This is a genomic window from Streptomyces sp. NPDC047315 (assembly GCF_040643215.1).
Taxonomy (GTDB): Bacteria; Actinomycetota; Actinomycetes; order Streptomycetales; family Streptomycetaceae; genus Streptomyces.
On the sequence record NZ_JBEYTZ010000026.1, the window covers coordinates 57,395 to 81,846 of the forward strand.

Sequence of the window (24,452 nt, forward strand, 5' to 3'; positions counted from 1 at the left end):
GCGCCCGCCCGCAGTCTTGGGCGCGCGGCGCTTCGTAAGGGGAGCGCGCGGCGCGGGTGGGTTGGCGCGCCCGCGGGGAAGCGCGCCACCGTACGGGGCGCGCTCTTGTGAGGGGCGTGGGCGCGCCCGGGTTGCCGCGCCGCGCGCTTCCAGTCGGGCGCGCCTGGGTGGTGGAGCGCGCCGGTCGGGCGCGCGTCGGAAGCGATCTGGGCGCGCTTGAGAGGCGGTGGCGCGGCGCGCTCGCGCGCCTGAGGCGCGGCGGCGCTGGATGCGGGGCGCGCCGGCGGCCGGGGGCGCGCCGGGACGATGCGTCCCGGCGCGCTCCCTCACGTCACTGCGGCGGTCCGGCAGGCGTGCCGTCGAAGTAGGCGGCGAACTTCTTCTTGAGGGCGAGGTCCGGCATCGGCGCCTTCCCGTAGAGGTCGGCGAGGTCGGCTTGATCGTTCTCCTTCAGGAGTGCGATCACCTCGCTGCGTTGCGCCTGCACGTAGTCGCGAAGCTGAGCTAGGCCCGGTTCGCCGTCGGTGTAGATCGGCTGAAGGTGATCACCGCGCGTGACGAACTTGATTCGGGCTTGGACGTCGGCTTCGTCGAGCAGCGCTCGGCGGGCGATGTCCTCGTTCGGGTTCTTCCGCGCTGCGCGTTTGGCCGTGGGACGGGGCGGGAGGTCCTGTGGTTCCTCGGCCGCGCTGGTGTCCTCTGGCGTCTCGGGGGGCGGCGGCTCCTCGGACTGCGGGTCCGGCGGCGGGGGAGCGCCGTCCTCTGCCGGCGGCGCGGGTTCCGGCTGGGGGGCCGGCGGCGGCGTGGGCGGCGCCCCGCGGTGCTCGCGCTCTTGGCCCTGCGCGACCGCTGCTGGCGGGGTGCTGGTCGTCTCCCCCTGCTCGGCGTGGGCGCCGGCCGGTGTTCCCCGCTGGCTCTCGTTCTGCTGCTGGTTCTGGGCCTGGCCCTTGATGTAGGCGAGGGAGCGGGTGATCAGGTTGTCCGCGCTCATCGTCCCGAAGTTGGACTTGGTGGGGATCTGCTTCAGGGTGCGGATGCCCCACTCCTCGCGGATGCCTTGGAGGGCTGCTTCGGGGTTGGTTTTGTCGGTCACTGCCTTCCTGATGAGCTCGGTCGCCTGCGGGCCGGTCAACCCGTTCTGCCTGGGCTGCCGCCCCTCCCCTTCCTGCTGCTGCCGGCCCTGCTCATGTAGGTATGCCTCGGGCCGGGTCTCGGTGACCTGCCGGACGGGGGCGGCTTCCTCGAATCCGAGGCGTCGCAGCAGCGTGTCGATCGAGAAGTCCGGGAAGGGTGTGGAATCCCCCGGCTTGATGTCCCAGTGGAGGGTGCGGACGCCGGTCAGGTGCGCCTCGCCGAACGAGTGGAGTTCGACGATCGCATCGACGGCGGAGGGCAGGTGCCGTTCCGCCTTGATCTTCCGCGTCTTCTCCCGGGTCGGCTTGTCGTTTTCGAACGCGGTCACGATCTCCTGACGGGCGAGCAGGAGGGTGGGGCCGTGGTGTCGGCGGAGCAGCCATAGGATCTCGCCCCACCGCTCCTTGGCTCGGAGCCAGAGGTCAGGGTCGATGACGATGGGGTCGTCAAGGCCCGGGGCGCGGCGCCGGTTCTCCTGTGCCTTCCGTTCCGCCCGGCTGCGGGCGAAGAGCGCTTGCTCATCACTCAGCAAGTCCCACAGAGCGGTCATGTTGTCGACGGCGATCATGTTCGGCTTGCCGCCCACGGGCGGCTGCGCGACGGCGTACCGGATAGCGTCACGGATGTCCGCGAACGAGCCGTCGTGCTCGACGATCTCGTACCGGACACCCGGGATGCGGCCGTAGTAGTCGGCGGTGCCCTCGGAGCCGCCGATCTCGATCCAGTACGTCATCCCGAGCAGGTCCGACTTGGTGCCCACGGCCGCTGCGAAGCTCTTGCCGCACTTCTCAGGCCCGACGAGCAGCATCATCGGAGGGTTCGGGAGGCCGGTCGGCCGGCGGGACGTGCGCTTGCGCAGAGGCGTCAGAGTGGCAGCCATCGGTTTTCCTTCGTTCGGGGGCGCGCGGGTGCTCTCCCGCGCAGAATGAGGCAGCGAGGGCCTTAAGCTCTCGTGGTCTCATTGCTGTACTCTAACCCGGCGCGAAGGGCCGGCTCAACGCCTGTTCAGGAGTTCGGTGACAGGCTTCTCGAGGCCGGGGTCGTGGTCTTCGCGGTGCCGCGCGTACCAGTCGTCCAAGTCCTCGGCGCCGGCGTCGTCGGCGTCTGGGAGCGCGTCCCACTCGGCGACGGCGTCGGCGTACTCGTCCTGGACTGTCGCCGTATCCAGGCGGTTCAGCGCGTCGGTGATCTCCTGCCAGTCGGCGCCGCCCAGGGCTTCGGCCAGCACGACGAGGTCGACGACGTCGTTGGCCAGCTTCCGCAGTTGGCGTGCCCGGCGGATGCGCTCGGTCGGGGTCATGGGCTCGGCGGTCGTGCCGACCGTCTGGCGGGCCAGGTCGGACAGGTCGCGGGCGGCGCGGGCGGCGGCGATCCGGGCCTGGGTCTCCGGTCTCATGGAGGGGTCCGATCATGCAGGCGGCGGACCCCCAGGGTGGGGGCCCGCCGCGTTGGTGCGGGTAGAGGCAGGATGCCTTACACGGGTGTTGGCGTCGCCAGGTCCTCGATGGTGAAGTTCTCCGGCACGGCCACGCCCTGGTCGCTGAGGTGGGCGGCGTATCGGGTCAGCAGTCGGTTCCTGACCTTCCGGCCGTTCTGCGGAGTTTGGCCGAGAATCCGGCCGATCGACGCCCCCGTCAGGTCTCCACCAGCGTTGAAGCGCGAGAATTCCCCGGCCTCCAGCGCGGCCACGACGGTGGCGTACAACTCCTCTTCGGACGGTGCCTCGTCGAGCTGCTCCGCAGTGGGCGCCGGCGCGGGCCTGGTCGACTCCGCAGCGGGTGCCTCGCCCGGCGGGACGGAGGCGCTGACCCGGTGAGCCCGAGGCGCCGCCGCGGGCGTCGCTGCTGCGGGCTTCGGGATGTTCAGGGAGGGGGCCGCGGCGCGGGTGGGCGAGGTGTCGGCCGCGGCCAGGCCGGCGGGGACGGTCTCGGTGAGGGGGACGCCGTTGCGCGCCAGGTGCAGGGGGAGCAGCATCTCGACCGGCGCCTTCCGGCGCCAGCGCCTGCCGAACTGTGCACGGAGGTGAGCTTGGTAGGTCAGCCGCTCCAGTTCCAGCTTGAGCACGGTGTCGTGGTCCAGCTCCCACAAGTGCATCCTGCGCCACATCTGGAAGGTGCGCCGTGGGGCGAGTAGCCAGCGGCGCCGCTTGATGTTGCCCAGGCGGCGGCGACGGCCGGTCGCGGCGCCGATGCGGACGGCGTAGACGTGTGCGGCGATCTCGGAGACGCCGACCCACAGCAGGGAGATCGCGCCGTGCGCGACCTTCGCCCACAGGGTGTCGCCCGCGGCGACGTTCAGGGCGCACGTGACCAGGCTCAGCGCCCAGGGGACGAACCGCACCCACGCCAAGGCCATGTCCATGCGGATCAGGTACAGGTGGGCCGCGGTGAACACGGGGATCGCCGAGTCGATCGCCGTGGGCAGCACCCACGGCTGCTCGAAGCCCCACGACTCTGCTCGGAGGGATACGGAGTCGAAGGACGCGTAGAAGCCCAGGCCGCCGACGCAGATACCGAGGAGCACGGTGAGGACGGCGCCGAAGCGTTCCCAGCCGGTGAGCGGCGGAACACCGGAATCGGTGTTGGCGGGCGGCTTCGGCACCTTCACCCTGCCGTTGCGGGCACGGAGAAACGGCAGCTTGGACAAGGCGCTTTCCCTTCGTTCGGGTCACCCGGTCGGCGTATGCTCATGGCCTTCCGGGTCGACCAAACGATATAGCGTCTTTCCGCCTGCGTGCCCAGATGTGGATCACGATGCGTCAGTTTCACACCGCATTGAGGGCATTTGGAGGGGTGGTTACCAGTCGAGCGGCTTCGCTGGCTTCCGTCGGTCGGGGCCCTGGATCTTCACCAGGTGGGCGGAGGCTTCGAGTCGAGACAGGAGCTGTTCACCGAGGATGTCGACCACGCCCAAGCCGGGGTGCTCCGGGGTCCGGCGGCTGCGCAGGTTTGTGGAGTACGCGGTGGGCCGGCCGGCCGCGAGCCGGGAGTCGATCAGGTCAGTGGTCTCCCGGCGGGCGAACTGGGTGGCGGTCATGTCCATCTCGCCGCAGAACTCGTCCAGGATGAGCAGGTCGCAGGTGACGAACCGTTCCCGAACCTGGTGGGCGGTCAGGTTGTGCGGAGCGGAGTCCGGACGGCGCCACGTCAGGTACGTGGAGTGCTTCACAAGCCGTGTGACGAGACCCAGGTCGGCAGCCTCGTTGCCGACCGCGCACAGCGCGGCGGTCTTACCGCTGCCGATGGGCCCCGGCACGATCATGTTCAAGACCTCCGGCCGTGCTCGGCGCTTCTTCGCCTCGACCAGGGAGTTCAACCAGTTCCGCAGGGTGTTCGGTTTCTGGTTCGGGTCCAGGTCCTCGAAGCGGAAGCGCAGGTACTCGTCGTGTGACGCCTCCCTTACGCTCCTCGTCCACATGTCCCGTCGGGCTCGGAGCTGTGGAACGCTGACGTGCTCCCAGAGGCCGTCGGCCGGCTCCGGCTGTGGGGGGATGCCGAGTTTGGACATGTCCGCGCCGCCGCGCTTCAACGTGGCCAGCATGTGCTGGCTGAGCACGTCGAGGGAGTTCATCCCCCGGGCCGGAGCGCTCGACATCGACGGGGTGTCCGTGGCGGGAGACATCGGATCCACGCTCCTCACGGCCGTTCGATGACGCCGAACGTGGCGTCGTCGAAATCGTCATCAACGGGGGGCGGGGCGGCTGTGGCGCCCGGTGGCGGGGTGTCCTGGTCGCCCCAGGTCGAGGTGTTGTTGTACGGGGTGCGGCCGTGGGCCTGCCGGGGCTGGATGCGGTTGGTGACGACCCCGAGAGCTTCCTGCCACTGCTGCGCGCTGGGCCAGTGCTTCGCGGCATGGATGAGGGCCCTGCCGCAGTCGTTCTTGGTGTAGCCCTTCTTCAACGCGCTGCGGACCTGCGTGCGCATGGCGACGTAGCCGCGCGTGGACCCGACGTAGGGGCCGAACCGTGCCTTCGCCTCGGCCCACCACCATTCGGCGACTCGTTCGGCGTCCACGTCGAGAAGTGCGTCCTCCGCGGCCTTCTGCTGCGCGGCCTCCGTCTTCGCTTTCGGCGCCTTCGCCGCCGGGGGCTTCTTGACGGACCTGGGCTGCCGCTTGGCCGGTGCGGTCTTCGGCGTCGGGGCGGCCGGCTCGTCGTCTTCGGCCCCGGTCTCGGGCTCGTCGTCCTCAGTCCCGGTCTCGGGCTCGTCGTCCTCGGGCCGGCGGTCTCTGGTGTCGGCGGCGAAACCGTCGCTGCCGAGCGAGCCGTCCGGATACTGCACGAGGAACGAGCCGTCCTCCTGCTCCACGACGGGGACGTCCAGCTTCTCACCGAAGGTCACGTAATCCCTGGCCCACTGCTCCACCCTGACCACGGAGATCGCCGTCCCCATGGCGTAATGGTTGTCGAGGAACCGCCGGCGCTCCAGGCGGTAGTAGCCGCGGCGCGCCAACTCGTGCAGCGTCTTGCGGATGGCCTGGCGTCCTTCGCGGCCCTCCCCCTTCGTGAGCTGTTCGGACTTCACCTGCCAGTCCTCGCTCTGGTCCAGGAGGTAAGTGAGCATGCCCAGAGCGCGGTAGCTCATCGTGGTGTCGCGAACCGTCCCCGAGTCGACGTGGACGTATGGGGCTCGGTTGATCCGAACGCCGCTGTTGCTGATCAAGTCGCTCATGCTGCGCCCTCGGTGGCGGTGGCGTTGTCGTCTACGAGGCGGACGAAGGTGTGCCACGTCTTCCGGCCGGTGGCGCCGACCCCGTAGCGGCGCTCGGTCTCGATGACGCCGGCGGTGCGGAGTTCGGTGAGGAACAGGCGGATCTGGTGGGAGCGCATCCCGCACATTCCCGCGAAGAGGGGGACGGGGACCCAGCCGCCGTCGGTGCGAAGGACGAGGACGCAGTACATGCGAAAGGCGCGGTCGGAAATGCCGCTGGCAAGTGCCGGGGTGAGTACGTCGGTAGGCGTAGCCATGGGGAATCCCTTGAGGAGCGGGCCCGGCCGGTCGGGGGCCGGGCCCGGGCGGTCAGCGGTCGGTGTCCTCGGCGGTGTGCCGGGGGCCGGCCATCAGCTCCGGCGTCTCCGTCAGGAGGTGGTTAAGGGCTCCGCTGAGGTAGTGGCGCATCAACCGCTGCCTACCGACGCCCTTCCGCTCCCACGTGAACGTCAGGGTGCCCGTGGGGTCGCCGCCCTTCTCGTACTTGAGCCCCGGGACCGCCTCACCGGTCCTGGTGTCGATGATCAGCCCCGTGTCCTCGTCGTACTCGGCGTACTTGAGTAGGGCCCGCTCCCACGTCGGGTTGCGGCGGATGACGACCTCGGTGCCGCTGTGCTCGTCGGCGTACTGGTTGAGGGCCGCCTCGTTGTCGGGGTCCACAACGATCTTGGGCTGCGCGAGGTTGACCGTGTAGCGGCCGATCACGTCGTCTCCGACGCGGACGATGAGATTTGACCGCCCGTCCGCGGTGCACTCCTCGATCAGACGCGCCTTCGGCGCGTCCACCCGCGGCTGGATGACCTCGGCTGTGCGCTCATCCAGCAGGCGGGCGAGCGCGCCGACCAAGCCGATCTCGGAAAGGGTCTGCTGCGGGGGCTGCTCGGCGTGAGGGTCCTCGGTGGCATCGTTCGCCATTGGTTTTCCTCCTTCCCCGGACGCCTGCCCGGGGATTTGGGGCTGTCCCGGGCGGGGTGTTCCGGGGGCGTCGTATGGAAGTACGACAACCGCCGATTTTTGTTACACCTAGGCCCAGGTAGCTGGGTGCTCTCCCAACCAGCTCTTAGAGTACAGCAGTGCGACTCTCGGGTGGGGGCGACGTAAAGCGCGCGCCCACCTACGGTTCCCCGCGGCCCCACCGCTCCGGCGATATCACCGGAATCCGGCGGAGCCCCGTACGGCCCCATCCGGAACGAGGGCGGTACGGCCCGGCGGCGGGTGAGGGCCGGCCATGACGGCATGTCCCGCTTGCGAGGCGGGGCGCCGCGGTTGAAGTCCGCGGTCTCGCAGCCCTCCCCCGCCGCCGGGACACCGACGCACTCGAGAGGACCGTACCCGCCGTGACCGAGACGATCGCCAGCCCGCCGCGCTCCCTCGCCTACGTGCCGCTGACCGACCTGTTGCCGGCGCCCCGTAACCCGAAGCGTCACGAGCTCGAGCTCATCATCGAGTCGATCGCCATGCACGGCCTGGTGGAGACACCGATCGTCGACGAGCGCACGCAGAGGACCCTTCACGGCCACGGCCGCCGGGAGTCCCTGATCGAGATGCAGTCCCGTGGGATGAGCGCACCGAGCGGCATCGTCATCGACGAGGACGGCGGTTGGCTCGTCCCTGTTCTCCGCGGCTGGGCATCCCGTTCTGACGCCGAAGCGGAGGCGGTGGCCATCAAGCTCAACCGGCTCCCCGGCGAAGGCGGCTGGGACCCCCGCGAGTTCGCCGCGGTTCTCGAGGACCTGGCGACCGGTGACGCGGAACTGTTCGACTCCCTGGCCATCTCCCCCGACGAGATCGACCAGATCCTTCGCCGGACCGATCCTGAGACCCTGCCCGGCGGCATCCGTGAAGACGAGCCGGCCACCCTGCACCTGCCCGACGACGGCGGACTCAGCCCTGACGACGACGGCCGCGCCGCGTGCACCACCTGCCCTGCCTGCGGACACCAGTTCACCACCGGCCGCTGAACCTGCTGCGAGGTCTCCTCATGTCCACCCGACGCAAGGCCCGCCGGTCCACGAGCCGCCGCGGCCGGCCCCTCCTGCTCTCCCCAGAGGTGGAAACGCGCCTCGTCAACGCGTCCCGCATGGGCATCGCTGTCGAACTGGCCGCGGAGATGGCGGGGATCTCCCGCACCAGCTTCCTGCGCTGGATGGCGCTCGGCCGCGCCGAAGCCGAAGCCCGCGAGGACGGCGGGGAACCGGACCCGGCGGCGGAGCAGTACGCAGCCCTGTACGAGCAGGTGCGCACCGCGCGCGCCCACGCCGCCGTGCGCGCCATGGCGAACATCCGCCGGGTCGCCGATGGCGGGATCGTCACCAAGGTCACCACGCGCAAGTACCGCGACCCCGAGACCGGGCAGATCGTCGAGGAGACGGTCGAGGACCGGACCGCCCCGGACTGGCGGGCTGACGCCTGGTACCTGGAGCGGCAGCACCGCGACCACTACGGCAAGGACGCGGTGGTGGCCGTCGAGATCACCGGCCTGAGCGGGCCGGCCGAAGCCGACGAGCAGCCCGTGGACCTGTCGGCGCTCGCCGAACGCCTCAGCAAGACGCTCTCCGCAGTCCAGTACCCGCCCGAACTCGAAGGTGGAGGCGTCGTTGACGTCGAGGTCATCGACCCCTGACGGCCTGCACGCGACGTAAACCCCACCCACACTGCACGGTGCCCCTCCCTGATCACCAGCAGCGGAGGAAGCACACCATGACCGTCACCTACTACCCGGGCGCCAGCCGCGCCTACGACTACTCGGGCCGCTACAACGGCTCCCCGATCAAGCCCAACTGCGGCGTCATCCACACGACCGAGGGCACCTCCCTGCCGTCGTACGGCGGCGGCGCCTCGGCCCCGAACATCACCGCCAAACCGAACTTCACGAAGAAGCGCCTGGACTTCTACCAGCACTACCCGTTCAACCGGTCCGCCCGCGCCCTGGTCAACCTCGCCGGCGGCGTCGAGACGAACACGCTCAACGCCGTGCAGGTCGAGCTGGTGGGCACCTGCGACCCGAAGCGCAAGACGTCGTGGAACGGCGCGAAGGCGGGCAAGGACTACATCTTCTGGCCGGACGCACCGGACTGGGCGCTCAAGGGCCTCGCCGAGTTCCTCGCCTGGCAGTTCAAGCACAACGGCATCGCGCTCACCGGCCCCAAGACCTGGCTCCCCTACCCGTCCTCGTACGGCAAGACCGCGGCCCGCATGTCGTTCTCGGCCTGGACCGACTTCAACGGCTGGTGCGGCCACCAGCACGTTCCCGAGAACACCCACGGCGACCCCGGTGACCTCGACTTCGCCACGGTCCTCTCCCTGGCCAAGGCGACGGCCAACGTACCCGGCGGCCCGTCCGGCGGGACGAAGCCGAAGCCCAAGCCGATGCCGCCGTTCCCCGGCGCCTCGTACTTCGGGCCGGGCAAGAACAACCCGCACATCACGCTGCTCGGCCAGCAGCTCGTGAAGCGCGGCTTCGGCCGGCACTACGCCTCCGGGCCAGGGCCGCGATGGAGCGACGCGGACCGCAAGAACGTCGCCGCCTTCCAGCGCTCCCGCAAGGAGCTGCGCGGCGACCCGGACGGCATCCCCGGCCCGCTCACCTGGAAGCTCCTCTTCTCCTGACCACCCCTCAGGCCGGCCCGCACCCACGCGGGCCGGCCCCAGACCCGAAAGGCCCCGTCTGTGGCAGGCGAGACCGCCATCACCATCGTCGGCAACCTGGTCGACGACCCCGAGCTGCGCTTCACCCCGTCCGGCGCCGCGGTCGCGAAGTTCCGCGTCGCGTCCACTCCCCGCACCTTCGACCGCGACACCCAGGAGTGGAAGGACGGCGACAGCCTGTTCCTGACCTGCGCCGTGTGGCGGCAAACGGCGGAGAACGTCACCGAGTCGCTCCAGCGCGGCATGCGCGTGATCGTGCAGGGCCGCCTCAAGCAGCGCTCCTACGAGGACCGCGAGGGCGTCAAACGGACCGTGTACGAACTGGACGTCGAGGAGGTGGGCGCCAGCCTCAAGAACGCCACGGCCCAGATGACCAAGACCAGCGGCGCGCAGCGGACGTCCACCGCGGCGCAGGGCCGCCCCGCCGCTGACGACCGGTGGGCGGCCCCAGAGACCCCGTTCTGACCGTCGCCGCGTACGCAGTGGGGCAGGCTAGTTGTCGGCACCCACTGCGTACGCTCAGAAGCTGTGAGGGAACCGGCAGGGGCGCGGTCGACTCGCTCGGTCATGTCCGTGCACTGCGGTAGTGTGCCAACTGCACATGTGGCACACCGCGCGGCGTCGGCGCGGTCGAAAGCTCGGCCCGGCGGTCGAGGTGAGGATCGAAATCGAAACGGCATCCCGGTGCTCCGCGATCGGCGGAGCACCGGCCTCGTTATCGCTGCGATCAGGAGACCCTCATGCCGCTCGACGAAAGCTCGAACGACCCCGGATACGTGTGCGGACGCATCGGCGGAGCATACGAGACAATCGTCGGTTGGGTCGGCAAGGAGCTGCCCTTGAACGACCTCCGCCTCTTGTCCACCAATCCGATGTACGCGATTCCGCGCTTGAGGACCGGGCCGGTGCGCAAGGCACTCGCCAACTTGCGCCGGAACAACCCACGCAGTGTCGCCAGTGTTGAGATCTACCTCGCGAAGCTGTCCGCGAAGCTCGATGACGTCCCGGCGCGACTCGACTCAAAGCAGCAGGCCAATTACGTCCTCGGAGAAGCGCACCAGAAGAGGGCCGGCCTGCCCTTCTGACCGAACTCCCGGCGCTAGGCCGCCTTGCTCCAGGCGGAGCCCGTGAAAAGCAGGTCGTCGGCGTCGTCCGGTTCACCGTCGGTGTGCTTGTCCGGGGCGCCGGCGGGCGGCTTCTGCTCTTCGGGGTCCTCTTCCGACTCCGACGGCTCGTCTGGGGATTCCTCAGCGGGGGGAGCCTCAGGGCCGTCCGGCTCCTCCGACGGCGGGTCGGTCGACTCCGGCGGGGTGCTCGGGGCCTCCTCGGAGGGAACCTCCGGCGTCGACGGCTCCTCCGGCTTCACTGTCGGGTCGGTCGGTTCCGGTGGTGTCGCCGGCTTCGGCGTGGCCACCGGCGCTGGGGTGCTCGGAGTCGACGTCTCAGCCGGCGGCTTCGTGTCCGTCGGTGGAACTGCCGGCGACGCCCCGCCGCCCGCGGCGGGCGCCGTCGACGGAGCACCCGACCCCGACCCCGATCCGGTACCCGAACTGGGCTCCGCGACCGGCAGCATCGCAGGGGCCGGCGGATCGACGGCCGGCGGGTCTGGCTCGATGCCCACGGCGAGCGCCACGATGTCGTCGTCGCCCTCGTGCACGCCTCCCACGGGAGCAGGAGCGATCCCCAACACCATCCGAGCAGCCATCAGGGCGGGCGCATCGGCTACGGCCGCAGCGGGCTGCGCCAGGATCTGGTTGACCTCGGTGTTGTCCAGCCCGAGCGTGCCCAGGGTGAGCGCGGCGAGCCTCGGTGGCAGCGGCGCCCGCTGGTCCGCCTGCACCAGGAGGTCGGCGTAGTCCCTGACCCGCCCGGGATCGGTGCCCCACAGCACGTAGCGGCCGTGGACCTTCATGTGCGGGTATAGCTCCTGAGAGCCGCCCTGCCGCGCCCAGACGCTCGCGTACTCGGGCTCGAGGAAGATGCGGAGGCCGATCCGCTCGGCACCGTAAGAGAAGCTGAAGATGGTCGAGTCGGGGCCGGTGGCTGCCTTCGTCGACATCACCATGCCGTCGGCGTCGGTGCACTCCGCCTCGAGCGTGCTGATCGGGTCGCAGTCGATCTTGCTGCTCCCCGCGAAGAACTCGAACCGCGGTTCAACGAACGGCGCCGGCTCCGCCTGCGTATCGGCTTCCGGTGCCATCGCCTTGGTCTCCGCCGGCGAGGTGTCGGCGACGTTCGTGTACCGGCCCACGGCCCAGCTCGCCGCCAGCGCGGGCAGGAGCGCTGCCACGAGGACCACCCGACGGTGCCGCTTGCGCCGTACCGGCCCGACGTCCTTCATCGGCGGGTCGGCGGGCAGCTCCACCCTGGGCACGGGCGGCTCGTTCAGCCCGAGCAGCTCGTCGAAGTCTTTGAACTCGGGGCACTGCTCCCGGACCATCGACTCCGCGGCCTCCAGCGTGATGTGCGGGAGGACGTTGCGGACGTGGCGCACGGCGCTGCTGAACGTCTGGGGGCGCAGGAACAGGGTGTAGGTGCCCCGGTGCTCGATCAGGGAGCCATCCATCGGGAAGCGCCCGACCACGATGTCCAGACGCTCTATCGGCGGCGTGCTCAACTGAGCGGGTCCTTCGCCTTGCGCGCGAGTATCTCTGCGTACATCGCCGCCGCCTCATCGACCCGGTCAGGCGTGATCGGCTCCAGGTCGGACATGACCAGGCGCCCCCCGCCCGGAAGCGCGATCTCCTCGCGGTGCAACTCGGGTTCCTCCAGGCCGTCGCCGGTACCGGCGTCGTCACGCGTCTTGAGGGGATTCAAGGTCCGCTCAAAAGCGAGCATCATCGCGTCCTCGGTGGCCTTCACCCGCGCAGGGTCGCGGGTATACCCGGGGGCCAGGGCGCCCGCGGCCGTCAGGAGACGTCGGGTCTCAGCGTCGTGCGGGATCGGGCCGCCCTCCAGGGCGCGCTCCAAGCGCTCTGATCCTCCGTCAGCCCGCCGCCACATGCTGCGCCCTTTCCCCTGCTCCTGTCTGGACCCGAACACCGACTACCTTCCCTCTGCCCACTGCGACGGTCAGCAGTTCCTCGATCAGTTCGGCCGAGGTTTCCCCCGGGGGGAGCGCCTGAGCCAATCTGCGCAGTGACCGTACCGTGAGGGTGCGCACGGCCCCGACGGTCTTCCCCATGAGCTGGGCGGTGTCCGCCGGTGTGAGGCCCTCGAAGAAGCGCAGTCGAAGGCAGCGCTGCTGGTCCGGTTTCAGCGTCGCCAGGTGCACCTCGATCGCCTGGGCGAGTTGCCGGCGTTCTGCGTGCTGGTGGGGGGTGAGGCCCGGCCGCGGGCGGCTCAGCGCGAGGTGATCGGCGCCCAGCACCTCGGTGGGGCGCCTCTGGACGGTGCGGAGGTGGTCGAAGATCGTGTTGCGGGTGATGGTCAGCAGCCAGGCCATCAGGTTGGTACCGGGCCGGTAACGCTGAAGGTTCTGCGTCACCTTGATCCAGACCTCTTGGGCCAGGTCCTCTGCGGTGTGCGGGTCGTGGATGGATTGGCGCACCCATCCGTACACGGTCGCGCTCAGACTCCTGTGGAAGGCGAGCATGGCGTCGTGGTCCCCCGCAGCCGCGCGCTCGATGAGTCGGTCCAGCGGGTCAGTGCTGTCGGTCACGGCGTGGTGCCCCCCAAGTGCCGGTGCTCGCGCCCAAGGTGCGTACCGGCAATCCGACAGGAGGATCGTCTTCCGCTACGGCGCGAATGCAGCATAACCGGCCAGGTTTCGCCCGTCACCGCCCAATCCAGACCCTCTCTGTCGCACTGCTGTACTCTAACGCTCTCCGCCCCGAGAGAGCACTCGGGACAGGAGCCCCGAACGAAGGAGCGTCCGTGACCAGTACCGCCACCCCGGCCATGAACGTCGACCGCCTCGACGCGGTCCTCCTCGAACTCCCCTACGGGCAATGGATCCCCATGCCCGAGGCGGCACAGCGAGTGAAAGACGCGGGCATCCCCGGCGACCGGCTCACCGCCGTGATCCGCAAAGGCCGCCGCCGCGGTGTTCTCCGCACCCGCCCGCTACGCGAGGGGACCTACGTCATGCGCGTCAGCGAGGACCTGTAGTCCCTGCCCGTCCTGCACCAACCACCTCCCGGCCAGGCGCCAGCCGGTAGCCTGATACCGGTCGTCATCAGCCCTTGAGGGATCCCATCACCGACCTCAAAGGATCCTTCATGCCCGAACACGACCTGCGACTCATGGGGCGCATGCTGGCCGACTGGGTGGAGGGGCTGCCTTGTGACTCCCGGATGGAACGCCGGGCCCGGCTGCTCGCCTACCACCGCGTCGGCGTGAACCCCTACCACCTCGGAATGCTCCTCCACCACGTCGCCTTCGACCTGGCCATGCAGGGGCGTACCCCCGGGATTTCCGCCGACATCCTCGAGCCGTTCATTTCGTCCCGCTCACGCGCCTGGGAGCAGCGAGTCCTGCTCGCCGGGACGGTCCTCCAACTCCTCGAGGAGCGGAGTGTGGACGTGACGACCGATGCCATCGCCGGCGCCCGCGCTCGCGAGAAGGCGATCACGCTTCTCCAGGAAGCGGCGTCGGCTACCGACCTCCAGGGAACGGACTGGGCGGTGGGCCCGGACGACTACCACTTCGGCTCGGCATAGCTCCTCCCCGACTTGTGCCGCTGCCGGCCTCCGTCTGGCGGGGGTCGGCAGCGGAGCGCAGTTCCCGGAGGTCGGGGATGTCGCCTGAATGGGAACTCATGAGCGCCTTGTCGCGCCGCGGGTTGCTTGCTGTACGAGGTTGGCCAGCCAGATGGCGGTGTCGGGGCTGACGCACAGGTCGACGCCTCTGGAGATTTTCTTCCCCGGTGCGACGAGGTGAGAGACGCCAGCCTCCGTCAGAGCCACGTGTAGCTCGTAGGTGGCCGTCTCGATGGGGACGAGGTACTCGAACTCGTCCCCATCGCTGACGTGCGACCATCCCATCACGACCTCTTCCTCTCGCGATCTTTTTGATAACGGCCCAGGGCGGCCCTCCCCTTCTCGCCAGCCGCGCCGCGAGGCGCGGGGGCTGCGCGCGCGAAAAGCTCCTAGGGAAAGGGGCTCGCCCTGGGCCGTTATCAAGGCCAGAAGGTAGTAGCGTGGCGTTCCCCGCCGTCGCACTGTGGGTAGGAGCCACGCCGTGCTCGACTCGTTCGCCACGAAGAACGCCCCGCTGATCGACCGCGTCCAAGCAGCCCGTGCTGTCGGGGACGAGAGATCCGCCCGCACCGCGCTCGACGAGCTGCTCGCCGAGTACGTCCTCCTCGGGAACCGGCAGGCCGGCACCGTCGCCGAGCAGAACGCCTACATCGTCGCCCGGCGCCTGGGCGCGCTCCCCGACGCCCTCACCGAACTCGGGGTGACCGAGACCGACCTCCCCATGGCGGCCACACGCCGCCCCGCCCCTTCCCCAGCACCGCCCCACATCGCCGAACGCTTCGCCCACATCGGCCGCGACGACGAAGAACCGCTCGAGCGCTACCACGTCGAGAACCGGCCGCAGGACAACATGCGGTTCCACGGCCGGCTCCAACCCTTCGCCGTCGTCGACCGCCAGGACGGCAAACCCGTCGCCTGGTACGACAACCGCGAGCAGGCCGAACTGGTCGCCGGCACTGTCAGTCGACTCAGGTCCTCCGCCTGATTCCGGGCGCCGAACGGAAGTCAGCCGGCAAGGCGCAGCGTTGGCGGCGCTTCGGGCAGGGGGGCATCCTCGCCGCCATCGGGATCGGGGTCGAACGAGGTGCCCGCTCGAGGGTCCTTCCCGGCCGGCAGCGGTACCGCACGCCCTGGGAAGTTCAACGGCCATACGTGAGTGCTCTCGTCCCTGATGTGGTTCACCATGTGAGCCACCGTCTCGTAGGCAGCGAACAGGGGATGGATCTGTACCTTGCCGTGAACAGTCCGGGGGTGAACAAGGCCGCGGTCCTTGAGCTCCCCTATGGCCCGGGAGACCGACGGCACCGTGATACCGAGGCGCTTGGCCAGTTCCTTCTGCGTGATGCGCACCAGCCCGCCGGGCTCCTGACGAGCTTGCAGGATGTCGAAGACCTCGCGCGCGGTCTTGGCCAGACCCGCGTCGGGTAGGCGCTCGAACATGTCGGGGTTTCGGACAAGTGCGGCGGCGGCGCTCATGACTGCCTCCCCTGATCGGGAATCACGATGGTGTGCTCTCGGAGCGCCTTTGCTCCAAGCTTCGTCATCAGGGAGTGGTGTTTCTTGCTGCCCCATCGGTAGGCGTACGTGGGATTCACCTGGAGGACCCCCCTGCGTACCTTCCAGGCGAAGTGATGCGAGAACAGCTCACCGAGGGCCTTGCTGACCTTCGGCTGCGAACAGCCGAAGTGCTCGGCTAGCTCCTTCTGCGTGGCACGGAGCTGACCGTCCAAGTCGTGTTCGGCGCTCATGTGGTCGAGGAGGTTCCGGGCCATGCCCGTGAGGCCGAAGCGCCAAAGGTTCCCCTGGAGCCCCAGGTCCAAGCTCGTGTGCTGGCCGCTGTGGAACTGATACTTCCTCTTCGGCGGCTCTGCGAGGATCGTGCCGCCGTGGCTGGCGACGTTGTCCAGCAGCTTGAGCATGACCCGGCTCAGGTCTTCTACCTGCGCTGGATCTGGAACGGCAACAAGACGCTGCGGTTCTACCAGCGGCGAGGCTGCTGAGCGCCTTGCAGGCGTGGGCACTTGACCTGCTCCTTCGGTTGAATGACACGCAAAACTTACCACCACGCGCAACTTTTGCAGGGATGTATTCGCGTGTCGCGATGATCTGCTTGACGTACTCGATCTATGCCGCTAAGCGGAATACAACTCCCTGCTGCGGCCCGAGATCTATACCGCTAGGACGGAATAGATCATCCACGTTTCCGCAGGTCAGAGGGCTGCGCTCTCTTAAAAGAAGGTACCGCGCGCCGGCGTCCCAGGTTTCGCTTCGTTGGGGTGGCCCTGCGGTCCTCGCGCAAGCGCTCCGGTCCTCGGGGTGGAGGGTCCCCTCCGAGGGGAGCTGACGGTGGTCGTGGGTTACGGACCAGTAGCAACAAAGGGCGTGGCTGAGGTCTGGTCGTGGTTGAGGTGCACACGCGCGCCAGCCCGCTCGGCTGTACGCATCGCTGTGGCGTGCTGTCGATGGCTGATGCCCGAAGGCGCTCCATCAGTGCCCGCCCGAGTTTGGGACTACACACCTAAGCAGCAACTGAGGCCCAGGTAACCTGGCCGCCCATGTCGCCGGAGTACTGGCCCACGTCGTCAGCGACGCGGTGCACGAGGTACAGCCCGGGCTCCTCCTCGGGTGCCGGCAGGCGGCAGTCCATGTCCCCGACGGACACCATGACGTGGGCGCCGTCGTAGGTGACGCGGCCCACGAGGTCTTGGCTTGCCTTGTGCCGTGCTGTGACGTCCACCAGTTCCCGAAGGATTGCTTGGGCCGCCTCGCACGTCACCTTCGCGCCTGGAGCGCCGGCTAGGAACCGCGGCAGCGTCATCCCGACCATTGCGACGGCCTCTTCCATTGCGACCGAGGGCGGGGTGTCAGGGCCGATCGAGAAGCTGATGGCGCTTGCGGTGTCGAGGAGGTTGAGCGGGCCGCCGGCGTCGTTCGAGAAGGCGGTGGGCGGCGGCGGGTTGTGCGGTACAGCGTCAGAGATCGTCACGGTGGTCCGTTCCGTCGGGTACCCCATTGTCGAATACTAGTTCGATGATGGGTAAGTTGCAGAGAGGGTCGTCGGGCTGGAGCGAGGCTGGACTTGGGGGGTGGGGTGGGGGTGGCACGGGGGGCCTTCCTGGAGCTGCGCACGGATGCGCGAACACACTTTCGGTAACCGTTCACTGCCGGAGAGTGTCGGTTGGTCCATCAAAGATGGTTAACCCCTCAATCGTCAAACTATTCGTTGCTGAAACCTTCGTGTCGCCAACAATCCGTTGCGGCGGGCTAAGGTGAGGGCCTCACCGCTCGCCAAGGAAGATCACCTCACAGTGACTGCTGCCCCTCAGCTCCCTCCAGCCTTCGCCGCCTGCCTCAACCTCCTCTTCGAGGCCAGCGCGAAGGAGAACCCAGCCGCCCCCGGCACATTCGTCGAGTACACCAACGCCCAGGTCGCGGAGGCCATCAACGACAAGCACGGCCCGAACACGATCACCAGCGAGTACATCCGCCGACTCCGCAAGGGCGACATCCAGTCGCCCAGCGTCCGATACGCCTCCGTCCTCGCCGACTTCTTCCAAGTCCCGCTCGACACCTTCAACGCCATCGGCAGCGAAACCGCGGCGAAGGTCATGGCGGAAGCGCAACGTTTCGTGGACACCAGGCGTCGAACGAGTGAAGAACCAGAGCCACCGAACGTTGCCGTGCTCGCGCGGGCAGCCCGCCGCCTGTCGCCGGCCGGGCAACGGCGCGCCGCCCGGTTCGTCGAGCAGCTCGAGGAACTCGAGGCGATGGAGAACAACGCCCAACCACCAGAGCCCCCGTCCAGCTAGCCCCCAACAAGGTGTTCAACTCCGGTGATCCAGCACCCCCACGACCGAACAGTCCGAGCCGCGCTCGCCGATTTCCCCGTCCCCAACCCGCTAACGGTCGAGTCCCTGTTCGCAGTGATGCGCGAGCGCTACTGGCGGCCCCTTGAGCTGTGGCGCGGGCCGTCGCCGCTCCCAGGGCTCCACGCCAACGCCCTGTGGCTGACACGGCCCCATGCCGACAGCGACATTGTCTGGCTCGACCCGGCTCTCACCGGAGCTGCCGCCACCCACAGCCTCTCCCACGAGAACGGACACATCGAGCTCGGCCACAAAACCCTCGAGCTACCTGCCGAACCCCTGCCGGCCGAGGCCGCCGAGTACGAGTTCCTCAGCCCCGACTTCCTCGGCGGCTGCCTCCTCGGCCGCGCCCGCTCCCACGACGGCCCACACGATCCGGAGTACCAGCAGATCGAAGACGCGGCCGAGCGGTACGCCTTCGCGCTACGCCGCCTCGCCGCCCAACAGGCGCGCGACACCCGACACCATGACCCCCTGGTCGATCGGCTGCACCACAGCCTGTGACCCCCACCCGCCGCTGAGAGCCCCCGTGTCTACCGACGACCTCATCGACCTGAGCACCACCCTCCCGCTGTGGGCCGTGGTCTTCGTCCGCGCCTACCACCGGCCGACGACCCCGGGCAAACGCGCCATCCTCGCCACGCTCTTCGCCCTCGCCGTCGCCGCGACGCTGCGCCTGGCCCTCCTCGAGGACCTCCTGATCGACCTGACCGGCATGAAGGACGCCGCGGTGCTGCCGAAGCACCTGGCCGTGATGGTCGCCTGCACCCTGCTGGTCGGCTGGGTCGAGTCCGTCGTGCCACCCCGAGACCGCGAACCCGCCTGGCGCCGCTGGATCGCCCTCAAGCCCCGACTCGTCGTCGTCACCGTCGCATCCATCGGGGCGACCGTCGCCTTCCCCTACGCCGACCCCTCGATCATCGCCCCAGACGGTTCCCGCGACTTCGCCTCCGCCCAGTACGGCGACGTCGCCGGCACCACCCACCTGGCGCTCTACCTCCTGAGCATGGGCGCGGCCCTCGCCCCCTCCGCCCTCCTGTGCCTCACCGTCGCCCGCCGCACCGACGACCGACTGCTGCGGCTCTGCATGCGCCTGATGGCCGCGGGCGCAGGCGTCGGCGCGTTCTACCCCGTCTACCGGATCTCGTTTCTGATCTGCGGCTTCACCGGCTGGACGTTCCCCCTCAGCGACGCGGCGTTCCACCGCGGCGGCTCCCTCATCCAGATGGCGACCATCCTCCTCGTCCTCGCGGGCAGCTCCGTGCGCGCCGCCGAACTCCTCCTGCGCGCGGCCCGCACGCGCCGCGGCCTGATCGCCCTACGGCCACTGTGGGAGGAGCTGGTGTCCGTGCTCCCGCCCGACGTCATCCGCCGCCGCCTCCAGACCACCCCCTCCGAGCGGGAGGAACACCGCCGCGTCCGCGACCTCTACGGCCGCCTGGACGAACGCGTCGTCGACATCTCCGACGCCTGCTTCGAACTCCTGCCGTGGGTCGGCGACGACCTCCACCGAGCAGCCCTCGCGGAGGCCCACGCCGCCGGCCTCCGCGGCGAGGACGCTCTCGCCGCCCAACAGGCCCTCTGCCTGCGCGTCGCCCGGCATAAAGCTGTTGAGGGCGAGCCCTGTGCCGGCCGCCCCGCGGAGACCCTGCTGTCCCTGGGGGACGACCTGTTGGCCAACTCAAGGCGGCTGGCCCGCGTCGCCGACTTCTACGCCGCCCCCGACCTCGCCGACGCCGCAACCCGGCTCACCAACCAGAACACGCCCCGGGAGGTCACCGCATGACCGGCACCGCTGCTCCCGCCGCCGCGGCGCGAGCCCAGAACCGTACGGCCCGCTTCATCACCGACGGGCTGGAGCCGCGCAACGTCATCATCCTGGTGAGCATCGGCGTGGGCCTGGCGCAGGACAACCCCCTCACCGGCGTGCTGTGGGCGCTCGAGGCCATCGTGTTCGCGGCCGTCATACCGGTGGCGTACATCAAGTACGGGATGCGCACCGGCATGTGGGCGGACCGGCACGTCGGCCAGGTCCAGCGCCGGAAGCTGCTGATCCCCGTCATCATGGCGTCCGTCGGCGCCGGTATCGGCGGCATGCTCGCATTCGACGCCCCCCGGGCGATGCTCGCCCTGGTCGTCGCCATGCTCGCCACCCTCGCAGTCCTCCTACTCCCTACCGCCCTGTGGAAGTGGAAGATCTCGGTGCACACCGCCGTCGCCGGCGGCGCGCTCGCGATGCTCGCCCTCACCTGGGGCCCGCTGCTCTGGCTCGCCTACCCACTCGTCGGCGTCATCGCCTGGTCCCGGATCGCCCTGCGAGACCACACCCTCGCCCAGACCATCGCGGGCACGGCCGCGGGCACCGCCACCGCGGGCCTCGTCTTCGCCGCGCTCACCGCATGACGCAAGGGCACCCGTGTCTGTACTCCTCCCGGCCATGCAGATGCTTCCCACCACCGCGCCCGCAACCTTCGACGTCCCCCGCCACGTCGGCTTCATCGCCGACGGCAACCGCCGCTGGGCCGCCGCCCACGGCACCACCGTCGAACAGGGCTTCCGGCAAGGCGCAGCCGCCGTCCACACGACCGTCGAGCACTGCCGCACCCTCGGCGTCGAGACCGTCTCCGTCTTCCTCATGTCCGCCCGGAACTTCCAGCGCCCCGAGGCAGAGGTAGACGCCCTCGTCGAGGTCATCGTTGATCTCCTCGCGGTCGAGGCCGCCGCAGCAACCGGCCCGCTCCGCGTCCTCTCCCAGTTCCCCGCCGGCACCCTCATCCCCGGCCGGCTGCTCACCGCGATCCACCGCGCCCAGCGGAGCACAGCCAACCTGCCCGGCATGACCGTCTGCCTCGGCATCAGCTACGACGGCCGCGCCGACCTCCGCCAGGCCGTCAACCGAGCGCTGCACTCCCCCGCCTACGACGAACGCGTGGAACTGCCCGTGGAGGACTTCCTGTCCACCGCGGGCCTGCCCGACCCGGACCTCATCGTCCGCACCTCCGGCGAACACCGCCTCTCCGGGTTCCTGCTCTACCAGGCCACCGACGCCACGCTGCACTTCGACGACTGCTACTGGCCCGACTACTCACCCACGGCGTTCGCCGAAGCCCTCGCCCGGCACGCCGAGCAGCGCCGCACCTTCGGACGCTGACCAAGATCGTTCTTGCACAATTGTGCAGATCCGCCGGCCCCGTACAGGTGACGTACGGGGCCCTACCATGCACCCGGTCCGGTACAGATACTGGCTCACTGCCCAACCTGGTGTGCCGGTCTGACTATCGTCCCTCCCATGACAACATCGACCGGCGGCCTCGCTGCCGCAGACCGGCTCCGATACGGGCCGCTCCCGTCCGCCATCCCGGGCAAGACGACGACGCGCACCATCGTGATGTGCAATCAGAAGGGCGGCGTCGGCAAAACGACGACCACCATGAACCTCGCCGGCGCGCTCGCCGCATACGGCAAGCGAGTCCTGATCGTGGACGGTGACCCGTCCATGAACCTCACCGACGGATTCAAACTCGAGGGACTCGACGAGGACGAGGGGCACACACAGACCGACTGCCTCTTGAAGGGCGTCGACCCGCACCCGCTGGTCGCCAAGCCGTACGAGCTGATCCACGTCCTGCCGTCCAGCCTCGACCTGACGTTCCTGCCCGCGCGCCTTCGCGAGCGGGGCAACGCGCTGCACGCGCACCGCAAGATGCTTGCCCACTTCGAGGGTGAGTACGACTACATCCTGATCGACACCCGACCGGCCATCGACACGGACACCAACTCGATGACCGCCGCAGCGCACGGTGCCCTCATGATGGCCAACACCCACAAGTGGGCGATGAAGGCGGTCGGCTCTCAGCTCGACCAGCATGAGTCCATCATGGAAGAACTCGAGCGCGACGACTTCCACGAGCTCGGCATGGTGATCAGCCTCGCCTTGTACGGCCGCGGCGAGTACAACAAGGTGATCCTGAAGCAGCTCCGCAGCCACCCCGACCTGGCGCCTCTCGTCGAGATCCCGTTCCGCGGCGCCGACCTGGGCGAAGCTGAGGCCGAAGGTAAGCCGGTCCAGATGTACCGGCCGAAGTCGGACACCGCCGAGTTCTTCCGCACGATCGTCGTCAAGGCCGGGCTGGTGGACGCCGCGTGAGCGAAGAGCAGAAGCAGGCATGGGCTGAGGACGCGAGCTGGAGCTCGTCCCGGCGCCGCGGCAAAGGCAAGTTGGCCGAGGGCTCCAAGGCCGTCGACGCGGACCGCCAGGCGGCCATCGAGAAGGCCGTCGAGTCCGCCGTCGAGGAGGCCAGGCCGGGCCTGGACAAGATTCCCGACCCGGTCGAGCCCGCCGGGGAGGGCGCGCTCACCTCCGAGGAAGTAGAACGCCTCCGGCAATGCGAGGCGGGTATCGCCCTCGCCGAGACCGTCTGGTTCATGCAGGGCAAGTCCCTCGACACGATCGCCACCGGCCGCCTCTTCCGTACGACGCCCCACAAGCTCGACCCGGAGCGCTGCTACACGACGATCGAGGACTGGGCGTGGACCGAGAAGGGCGTCCGCCCCTCCAAGTGCAGCCAGCTCCGGGCAGCATGGCCGATCGGTGAAGTGCTCATGGCCCGTGGGTACGAGACGAACCCCGGGCAGGTCCGCGAACTCGTGCCCGTGAAGAACGCCTTCAGCTTGAACGCGGCCGTGGCGGTGTACGTCCTCGTCGCCGAATCGGTCGGAGCCGAGAAGGTGACGGCCGATCGTCTTCGCGAGACGATCAAGCTCATGCCCGGCGACCTCCGACTCGAGGACGACGAGGACCCCGACGTCCTCGCCAAAACCATCAAGGGCGTACTCCTCGGGGAGCTGCCGGCCGCGGCCCCCGCGATCCCGCCCGCGGTGACACGGGCCGTCGACCGGCGCGCCATCGACCTGGCCAACGGCCTCGAGCGCAGCCGTATCCCGCGCTCGGAGGTACAGCTCCAGCTCATGCAGGCGTTCTCCGATCCGGAGGACTCCACGGTCTTCGACATCGTCCTCAACCGCATGAGGGCGGCGGAGAAGGCCGCTCGGACGCCCGGCCGGAAGCCGAACAAGAAGTAGAGCCCGTGGAACGCGTGGAGCCCCGGCCATAGCAGGTGACCGGGGCTCCACGCTGGAACAACTGTGCAGCATACGGCAGTCACATGACCCGAAAGAGTGAGAACGGGCCCGCTGTCGGCGCGAGCTGCTACGGTGAAACCGCCTCGCTCCGCAAGGGACGAGGACTCCGCCCGGGCTCATCTACCCGCCAAGGGTTCGCAGGACATCCATCCGCGCGGAGAAGCACACCGCACACCATCGGAGCGGTTGAAAACTGGGATCGGGTTCCCAGGTGAGGATCGCACTACGCATCCAGATGGCCCCGGACTTCGGTCCGGGGCCATCGTGCTTCGCAGGTGCCGTCGCTCACCCGGCGGCGGCTTCGGCCCGCTCCCGCTGGGACTCACCCCGTCGCCACTCCCTACACCCAGTCCCCCTGCATGCCGGCCGCGGCGACCGCCCCCGCTCGTTGCCGCGATACCCACCGGCCGTGCTGCACGCCGGGTCGTCGTCGCCCAGCACACACAGGGACCACGCGGCCTCGTCGAGTCCTTCAGCGAACTCCGCATCCCACGTCGCCCGCCCGTACACCTGCCCCACCGCTACGCCCACCTCGACGGCGGCCTCGACCACAGGCATGCCGCCCTGGACCAGGGCGACGAGCTGGGCCCGCTTCTCGCTGGGGAACTCCTGATCGGCGAGCGCCCGGCGCCGCTCCCGGCTCGCAGTGTTGTGCTCCCGTACGCAGGACAAGCACCGGCAACCCGCGCGGTACAGGGCCGCCGGCGCGTAGCGCTCGTGGTCGTACTCCACCTCGAGTGGGCGGCGAGCGAGGCGCAGCAACTGCTTCCCCGTCCACGTGTGAACGCGACCGCCGCGCCGGTGGGGCCTCATGCGGCTGCCGGGGAACCAGCCGTGGCTGACCATCCCCGGAACACTGGACAGGGGAAGCTCAAGCAACTCGGCGAGCTGCCGCGTCGTGTAGACCTGCGCAGCGTCGATACGTTCCACGTAGGAGGCCAACGGGTGACGCTGATGAGGCACCTTTCATCCCTTCGGTTTGCCCCCACATCCACGGGGAGCGCCGCTCGAACGGCTCGGCAAGAGGCATCGGAGTCTTCCCCGCATCTGCGGGGAGCAGCGGGGCGCGCCCTGACCGTGACGGGCTCAGGCGGAACACCCCGCAGCAACGGGCGCACGCTCAGCCCGCAGGCACGTCGAGCGGCGGTGCCGGAGAACCCCCGCATCTGCGGGGAGCAGTACAGACGGAGTGGCGCAACCCGTCTGGATGGAGTCACCCCCGCTTACGCGGGGAACACAGGGGCCACGATAGC

The 24,452-nt window shown here is 69.3% G+C and carries 28 protein-coding genes and 2 pseudogenes; 15 read left to right on the plus strand and 15 right to left on the minus strand.

Going from position 1 to position 24,452, the window contains the following annotated elements; all coding sequences use genetic code 11:
* Positions 1–331 precede the first annotated feature (331 nt).
* From ABZ842_RS27315 to ABZ842_RS27345, 7 genes are all read right to left on the minus strand, one after another.
* On the minus strand, positions 332–2,014 hold the full coding sequence (locus ABZ842_RS27315; protein WP_361542047.1) for a hypothetical protein: 1,683 nt from the start codon (positions 2,012–2,014) through the stop codon (positions 332–334).
* A 114-nt stretch (positions 2,015–2,128) separates the two neighbouring features.
* A complete protein-coding gene (locus ABZ842_RS27320; protein ID WP_361542050.1) occupies positions 2,129–2,530 on the minus strand; it encodes a hypothetical protein in 402 nt (133 codons plus the stop codon).
* Between the two features lie 77 nt (positions 2,531–2,607).
* Positions 2,608–3,780, minus strand: coding sequence for a DUF2637 domain-containing protein (locus ABZ842_RS27325; RefSeq protein WP_361542053.1), 1,173 nt, complete (start codon positions 3,778–3,780; stop codon positions 2,608–2,610).
* Positions 3,781–3,930: 150 nt separating this feature from the next.
* Positions 3,931–4,755: a hypothetical protein gene (locus ABZ842_RS27330; RefSeq protein WP_361542056.1), complete on the minus strand. Its 825-nt coding sequence runs from the start codon at positions 4,753–4,755 to the stop codon at positions 3,931–3,933.
* 14 nt (positions 4,756–4,769) lie between these two features.
* Entirely contained in the window at positions 4,770–5,804 is a 1,035-nt protein-coding gene (locus ABZ842_RS27335; protein WP_361542058.1) for a hypothetical protein, read from the minus strand.
* A complete protein-coding gene (locus ABZ842_RS27340; RefSeq protein ID WP_361542061.1) occupies positions 5,801–6,100 on the minus strand; it encodes a hypothetical protein in 300 nt (99 codons plus the stop codon). The genes ABZ842_RS27335 and ABZ842_RS27340 overlap by 4 nt, the downstream gene beginning before the upstream one ends.
* Before the next feature lie 52 nt (positions 6,101–6,152).
* Positions 6,153–6,758, minus strand: a complete 606-nt coding sequence (locus tag ABZ842_RS27345) for a hypothetical protein (protein WP_361542064.1) — start codon at positions 6,756–6,758, stop codon at positions 6,153–6,155.
* 422 nt (positions 6,759–7,180) lie between these two features.
* On the opposite strand from ABZ842_RS27345, the gene ABZ842_RS27350 reads away from it, so the two are divergent.
* The 5 genes and pseudogenes from ABZ842_RS27350 to ABZ842_RS27370 form a co-directional block, all read left to right on the plus strand.
* Positions 7,181–7,804 carry a hypothetical protein gene (locus ABZ842_RS27350; RefSeq protein WP_361542067.1) on the plus strand — a complete coding sequence of 208 codons (624 nt, stop codon included), beginning with the start codon at positions 7,181–7,183 and terminating at the stop codon, positions 7,802–7,804.
* 20 nt (positions 7,805–7,824) lie between these two features.
* The gene (locus ABZ842_RS27355) at positions 7,825–8,466 is read left to right on the plus strand and encodes a hypothetical protein (RefSeq protein WP_361542070.1); all 642 of its coding nucleotides are present in this window, start codon (positions 7,825–7,827) and stop codon (positions 8,464–8,466) included.
* Between the two features lie 77 nt (positions 8,467–8,543).
* A complete protein-coding gene (locus tag ABZ842_RS27360) occupies positions 8,544–9,452 on the plus strand; it encodes a peptidoglycan-binding protein (protein WP_361542073.1) in 909 nt (302 codons plus the stop codon).
* A 60-nt stretch (positions 9,453–9,512) separates the two neighbouring features.
* Positions 9,513–9,935 (plus strand): annotated as a pseudogene (locus ABZ842_RS27365) (single-stranded DNA-binding protein); the annotation flags it as partial.
* A gap of 281 nt (positions 9,936–10,216) precedes the next feature.
* Positions 10,217–10,576: pseudogene (locus tag ABZ842_RS27370) on the plus strand (type I-C CRISPR-associated protein Cas8c/Csd1); the annotation flags it as partial.
* Between the two features lie 14 nt (positions 10,577–10,590).
* Here ABZ842_RS27370 and ABZ842_RS27375 read toward each other — a convergent pair.
* From ABZ842_RS27375 to ABZ842_RS27385, 3 genes are all read right to left on the minus strand, one after another.
* On the minus strand, positions 10,591–12,108 hold the full coding sequence (locus tag ABZ842_RS27375; RefSeq protein WP_361542076.1) for a hypothetical protein: 1,518 nt from the start codon (positions 12,106–12,108) through the stop codon (positions 10,591–10,593).
* Positions 12,105–12,353, minus strand: a complete 249-nt coding sequence (locus ABZ842_RS27380) for a hypothetical protein (RefSeq protein ID WP_361542079.1) — start codon at positions 12,351–12,353, stop codon at positions 12,105–12,107. The genes ABZ842_RS27375 and ABZ842_RS27380 overlap by 4 nt, the downstream gene beginning before the upstream one ends.
* Before the next feature lie 124 nt (positions 12,354–12,477).
* Positions 12,478–13,152 (minus strand): RNA polymerase sigma factor, encoded by a 675-nt coding sequence (locus ABZ842_RS27385; RefSeq protein WP_361542082.1) that lies wholly within the window; start codon positions 13,150–13,152, stop codon positions 12,478–12,480.
* Positions 13,153–13,367: 215 nt separating this feature from the next.
* Here ABZ842_RS27385 and ABZ842_RS27390 point away from each other — a divergent pair, with 215 nt between their 5' ends.
* Complete coding sequence (locus ABZ842_RS27390) at positions 13,368–13,601, plus strand: hypothetical protein (protein WP_361542084.1); 234 nt, start codon at positions 13,368–13,370, stop codon at positions 13,599–13,601.
* Between the two features lie 110 nt (positions 13,602–13,711).
* On the plus strand, positions 13,712–14,152 hold the full coding sequence (locus tag ABZ842_RS27395) for a hypothetical protein (RefSeq protein WP_361542087.1): 441 nt from the start codon (positions 13,712–13,714) through the stop codon (positions 14,150–14,152).
* A 96-nt stretch (positions 14,153–14,248) separates the two neighbouring features.
* On the opposite strand, the gene ABZ842_RS27400 is transcribed toward ABZ842_RS27395, so the two are convergent.
* Positions 14,249–14,476: a hypothetical protein gene (locus ABZ842_RS27400; RefSeq protein ID WP_361542090.1), complete on the minus strand. Its 228-nt coding sequence runs from the start codon at positions 14,474–14,476 to the stop codon at positions 14,249–14,251.
* Between the two features lie 196 nt (positions 14,477–14,672).
* Here ABZ842_RS27400 and ABZ842_RS27405 point away from each other — a divergent pair, with 196 nt between their 5' ends.
* Positions 14,673–15,176 carry a hypothetical protein gene (locus ABZ842_RS27405; RefSeq protein WP_361542093.1) on the plus strand — a complete coding sequence of 168 codons (504 nt, stop codon included), beginning with the start codon at positions 14,673–14,675 and terminating at the stop codon, positions 15,174–15,176.
* Between the two features lie 20 nt (positions 15,177–15,196).
* Here ABZ842_RS27405 and ABZ842_RS27410 read toward each other — a convergent pair whose 3' ends face one another.
* From ABZ842_RS27410 to ABZ842_RS27420, 3 genes are all read right to left on the minus strand, one after another.
* The gene (locus ABZ842_RS27410) at positions 15,197–15,667 is read right to left on the minus strand and encodes a helix-turn-helix domain-containing protein (protein ID WP_361542096.1); all 471 of its coding nucleotides are present in this window, start codon (positions 15,665–15,667) and stop codon (positions 15,197–15,199) included.
* A complete protein-coding gene (locus ABZ842_RS27415; RefSeq protein ID WP_361542099.1) occupies positions 15,664–16,110 on the minus strand; it encodes a replication/maintenance protein RepL in 447 nt (148 codons plus the stop codon). The genes ABZ842_RS27410 and ABZ842_RS27415 overlap by 4 nt, the downstream gene beginning before the upstream one ends.
* A gap of 599 nt (positions 16,111–16,709) precedes the next feature.
* Entirely contained in the window at positions 16,710–17,177 is a 468-nt protein-coding gene (locus ABZ842_RS27420) for a hypothetical protein (RefSeq protein ID WP_361542102.1), read from the minus strand.
* Positions 17,178–17,499: 322 nt separating this feature from the next.
* Between ABZ842_RS27420 and ABZ842_RS27425 the strand changes: the two genes are divergently transcribed.
* From ABZ842_RS27425 to ABZ842_RS27455, 7 genes are all read left to right on the plus strand, one after another.
* On the plus strand, positions 17,500–18,000 hold the full coding sequence (locus ABZ842_RS27425) for a hypothetical protein (RefSeq protein ID WP_361542105.1): 501 nt from the start codon (positions 17,500–17,502) through the stop codon (positions 17,998–18,000).
* A gap of 24 nt (positions 18,001–18,024) precedes the next feature.
* On the plus strand, positions 18,025–18,561 hold the full coding sequence (locus tag ABZ842_RS27430) for a hypothetical protein (protein WP_361542107.1): 537 nt from the start codon (positions 18,025–18,027) through the stop codon (positions 18,559–18,561).
* Positions 18,562–18,586: 25 nt separating this feature from the next.
* Positions 18,587–19,843, plus strand: coding sequence for an MAB_1171c family putative transporter (locus ABZ842_RS27435; RefSeq protein ID WP_361542110.1), 1,257 nt, complete (start codon positions 18,587–18,589; stop codon positions 19,841–19,843).
* Positions 19,840–20,460: a hypothetical protein gene (locus ABZ842_RS27440; RefSeq protein ID WP_361542113.1), complete on the plus strand. Its 621-nt coding sequence runs from the start codon at positions 19,840–19,842 to the stop codon at positions 20,458–20,460. The genes ABZ842_RS27435 and ABZ842_RS27440 overlap by 4 nt, the downstream gene beginning before the upstream one ends.
* 34 nt (positions 20,461–20,494) lie before the next feature.
* The gene (gene uppS / locus ABZ842_RS27445; protein ID WP_361542116.1) at positions 20,495–21,208 is read left to right on the plus strand and encodes a polyprenyl diphosphate synthase; all 714 of its coding nucleotides are present in this window, start codon (positions 20,495–20,497) and stop codon (positions 21,206–21,208) included.
* Positions 21,209–21,346: 138 nt separating this feature from the next.
* Entirely contained in the window at positions 21,347–22,204 is an 858-nt protein-coding gene (locus ABZ842_RS27450; RefSeq protein WP_361542119.1) for a ParA family protein, read from the plus strand.
* Positions 22,201–23,139: a hypothetical protein gene (locus tag ABZ842_RS27455; protein WP_361542122.1), complete on the plus strand. Its 939-nt coding sequence runs from the start codon at positions 22,201–22,203 to the stop codon at positions 23,137–23,139. Before ABZ842_RS27450 ends, ABZ842_RS27455 begins: the two co-directional genes overlap by 4 nt.
* A gap of 345 nt (positions 23,140–23,484) precedes the next feature.
* On the opposite strand, the gene ABZ842_RS27460 is transcribed toward ABZ842_RS27455, so the two are convergent.
* Complete coding sequence (locus tag ABZ842_RS27460; RefSeq protein WP_361542125.1) at positions 23,485–24,129, minus strand: hypothetical protein; 645 nt, start codon at positions 24,127–24,129, stop codon at positions 23,485–23,487.
* Between the last annotated feature and the right edge of the window lie 323 nt (positions 24,130–24,452).

Coding starts and splice junctions, on each gene's coding strand:
- ABZ842_RS27320 (WP_361542050.1), bottom strand. CDS start 2,530: ATGAGACCGGAGACCCAGGCCCGGATCGCCGCCGCCCGCGCCGCCCGC.
- ABZ842_RS27355 (WP_361542070.1), top strand. CDS start 7,825: ATGTCCACCCGACGCAAGGCCCGCCGGTCCACGAGCCGCCGCGGCCGG.
- ABZ842_RS27440 (WP_361542113.1), top strand. CDS start 19,840: ATGACCGGCACCGCTGCTCCCGCCGCCGCGGCGCGAGCCCAGAACCGT.
- ABZ842_RS27345 (WP_361542064.1), bottom strand. CDS start 6,758: ATGGCGAACGATGCCACCGAGGACCCTCACGCCGAGCAGCCCCCGCAG.
- ABZ842_RS27395 (WP_361542087.1), top strand. CDS start 13,712: ATGCCCGAACACGACCTGCGACTCATGGGGCGCATGCTGGCCGACTGG.
- ABZ842_RS27315 (WP_361542047.1), bottom strand. CDS start 2,014: ATGGCTGCCACTCTGACGCCTCTGCGCAAGCGCACGTCCCGCCGGCCG.
- ABZ842_RS27450 (WP_361542119.1), top strand. CDS start 21,347: ATGACAACATCGACCGGCGGCCTCGCTGCCGCAGACCGGCTCCGATAC.
- ABZ842_RS27360 (WP_361542073.1), top strand. CDS start 8,544: ATGACCGTCACCTACTACCCGGGCGCCAGCCGCGCCTACGACTACTCG.
- ABZ842_RS27335 (WP_361542058.1), bottom strand. CDS start 5,804: ATGAGCGACTTGATCAGCAACAGCGGCGTTCGGATCAACCGAGCCCCA.
- ABZ842_RS27330 (WP_361542056.1), bottom strand. CDS start 4,755: ATGTCTCCCGCCACGGACACCCCGTCGATGTCGAGCGCTCCGGCCCGG.
- ABZ842_RS27340 (WP_361542061.1), bottom strand. CDS start 6,100: ATGGCTACGCCTACCGACGTACTCACCCCGGCACTTGCCAGCGGCATT.
- ABZ842_RS27400 (WP_361542090.1), bottom strand. CDS start 14,476: ATGGGATGGTCGCACGTCAGCGATGGGGACGAGTTCGAGTACCTCGTC.
- ABZ842_RS27410 (WP_361542096.1), bottom strand. CDS start 15,667: ATGAGCGCCGCCGCCGCACTTGTCCGAAACCCCGACATGTTCGAGCGC.
- uppS (WP_361542116.1), top strand. CDS start 20,495: ATGCAGATGCTTCCCACCACCGCGCCCGCAACCTTCGACGTCCCCCGC.
- ABZ842_RS27415 (WP_361542099.1), bottom strand. CDS start 16,110: ATGCTCAAGCTGCTGGACAACGTCGCCAGCCACGGCGGCACGATCCTC.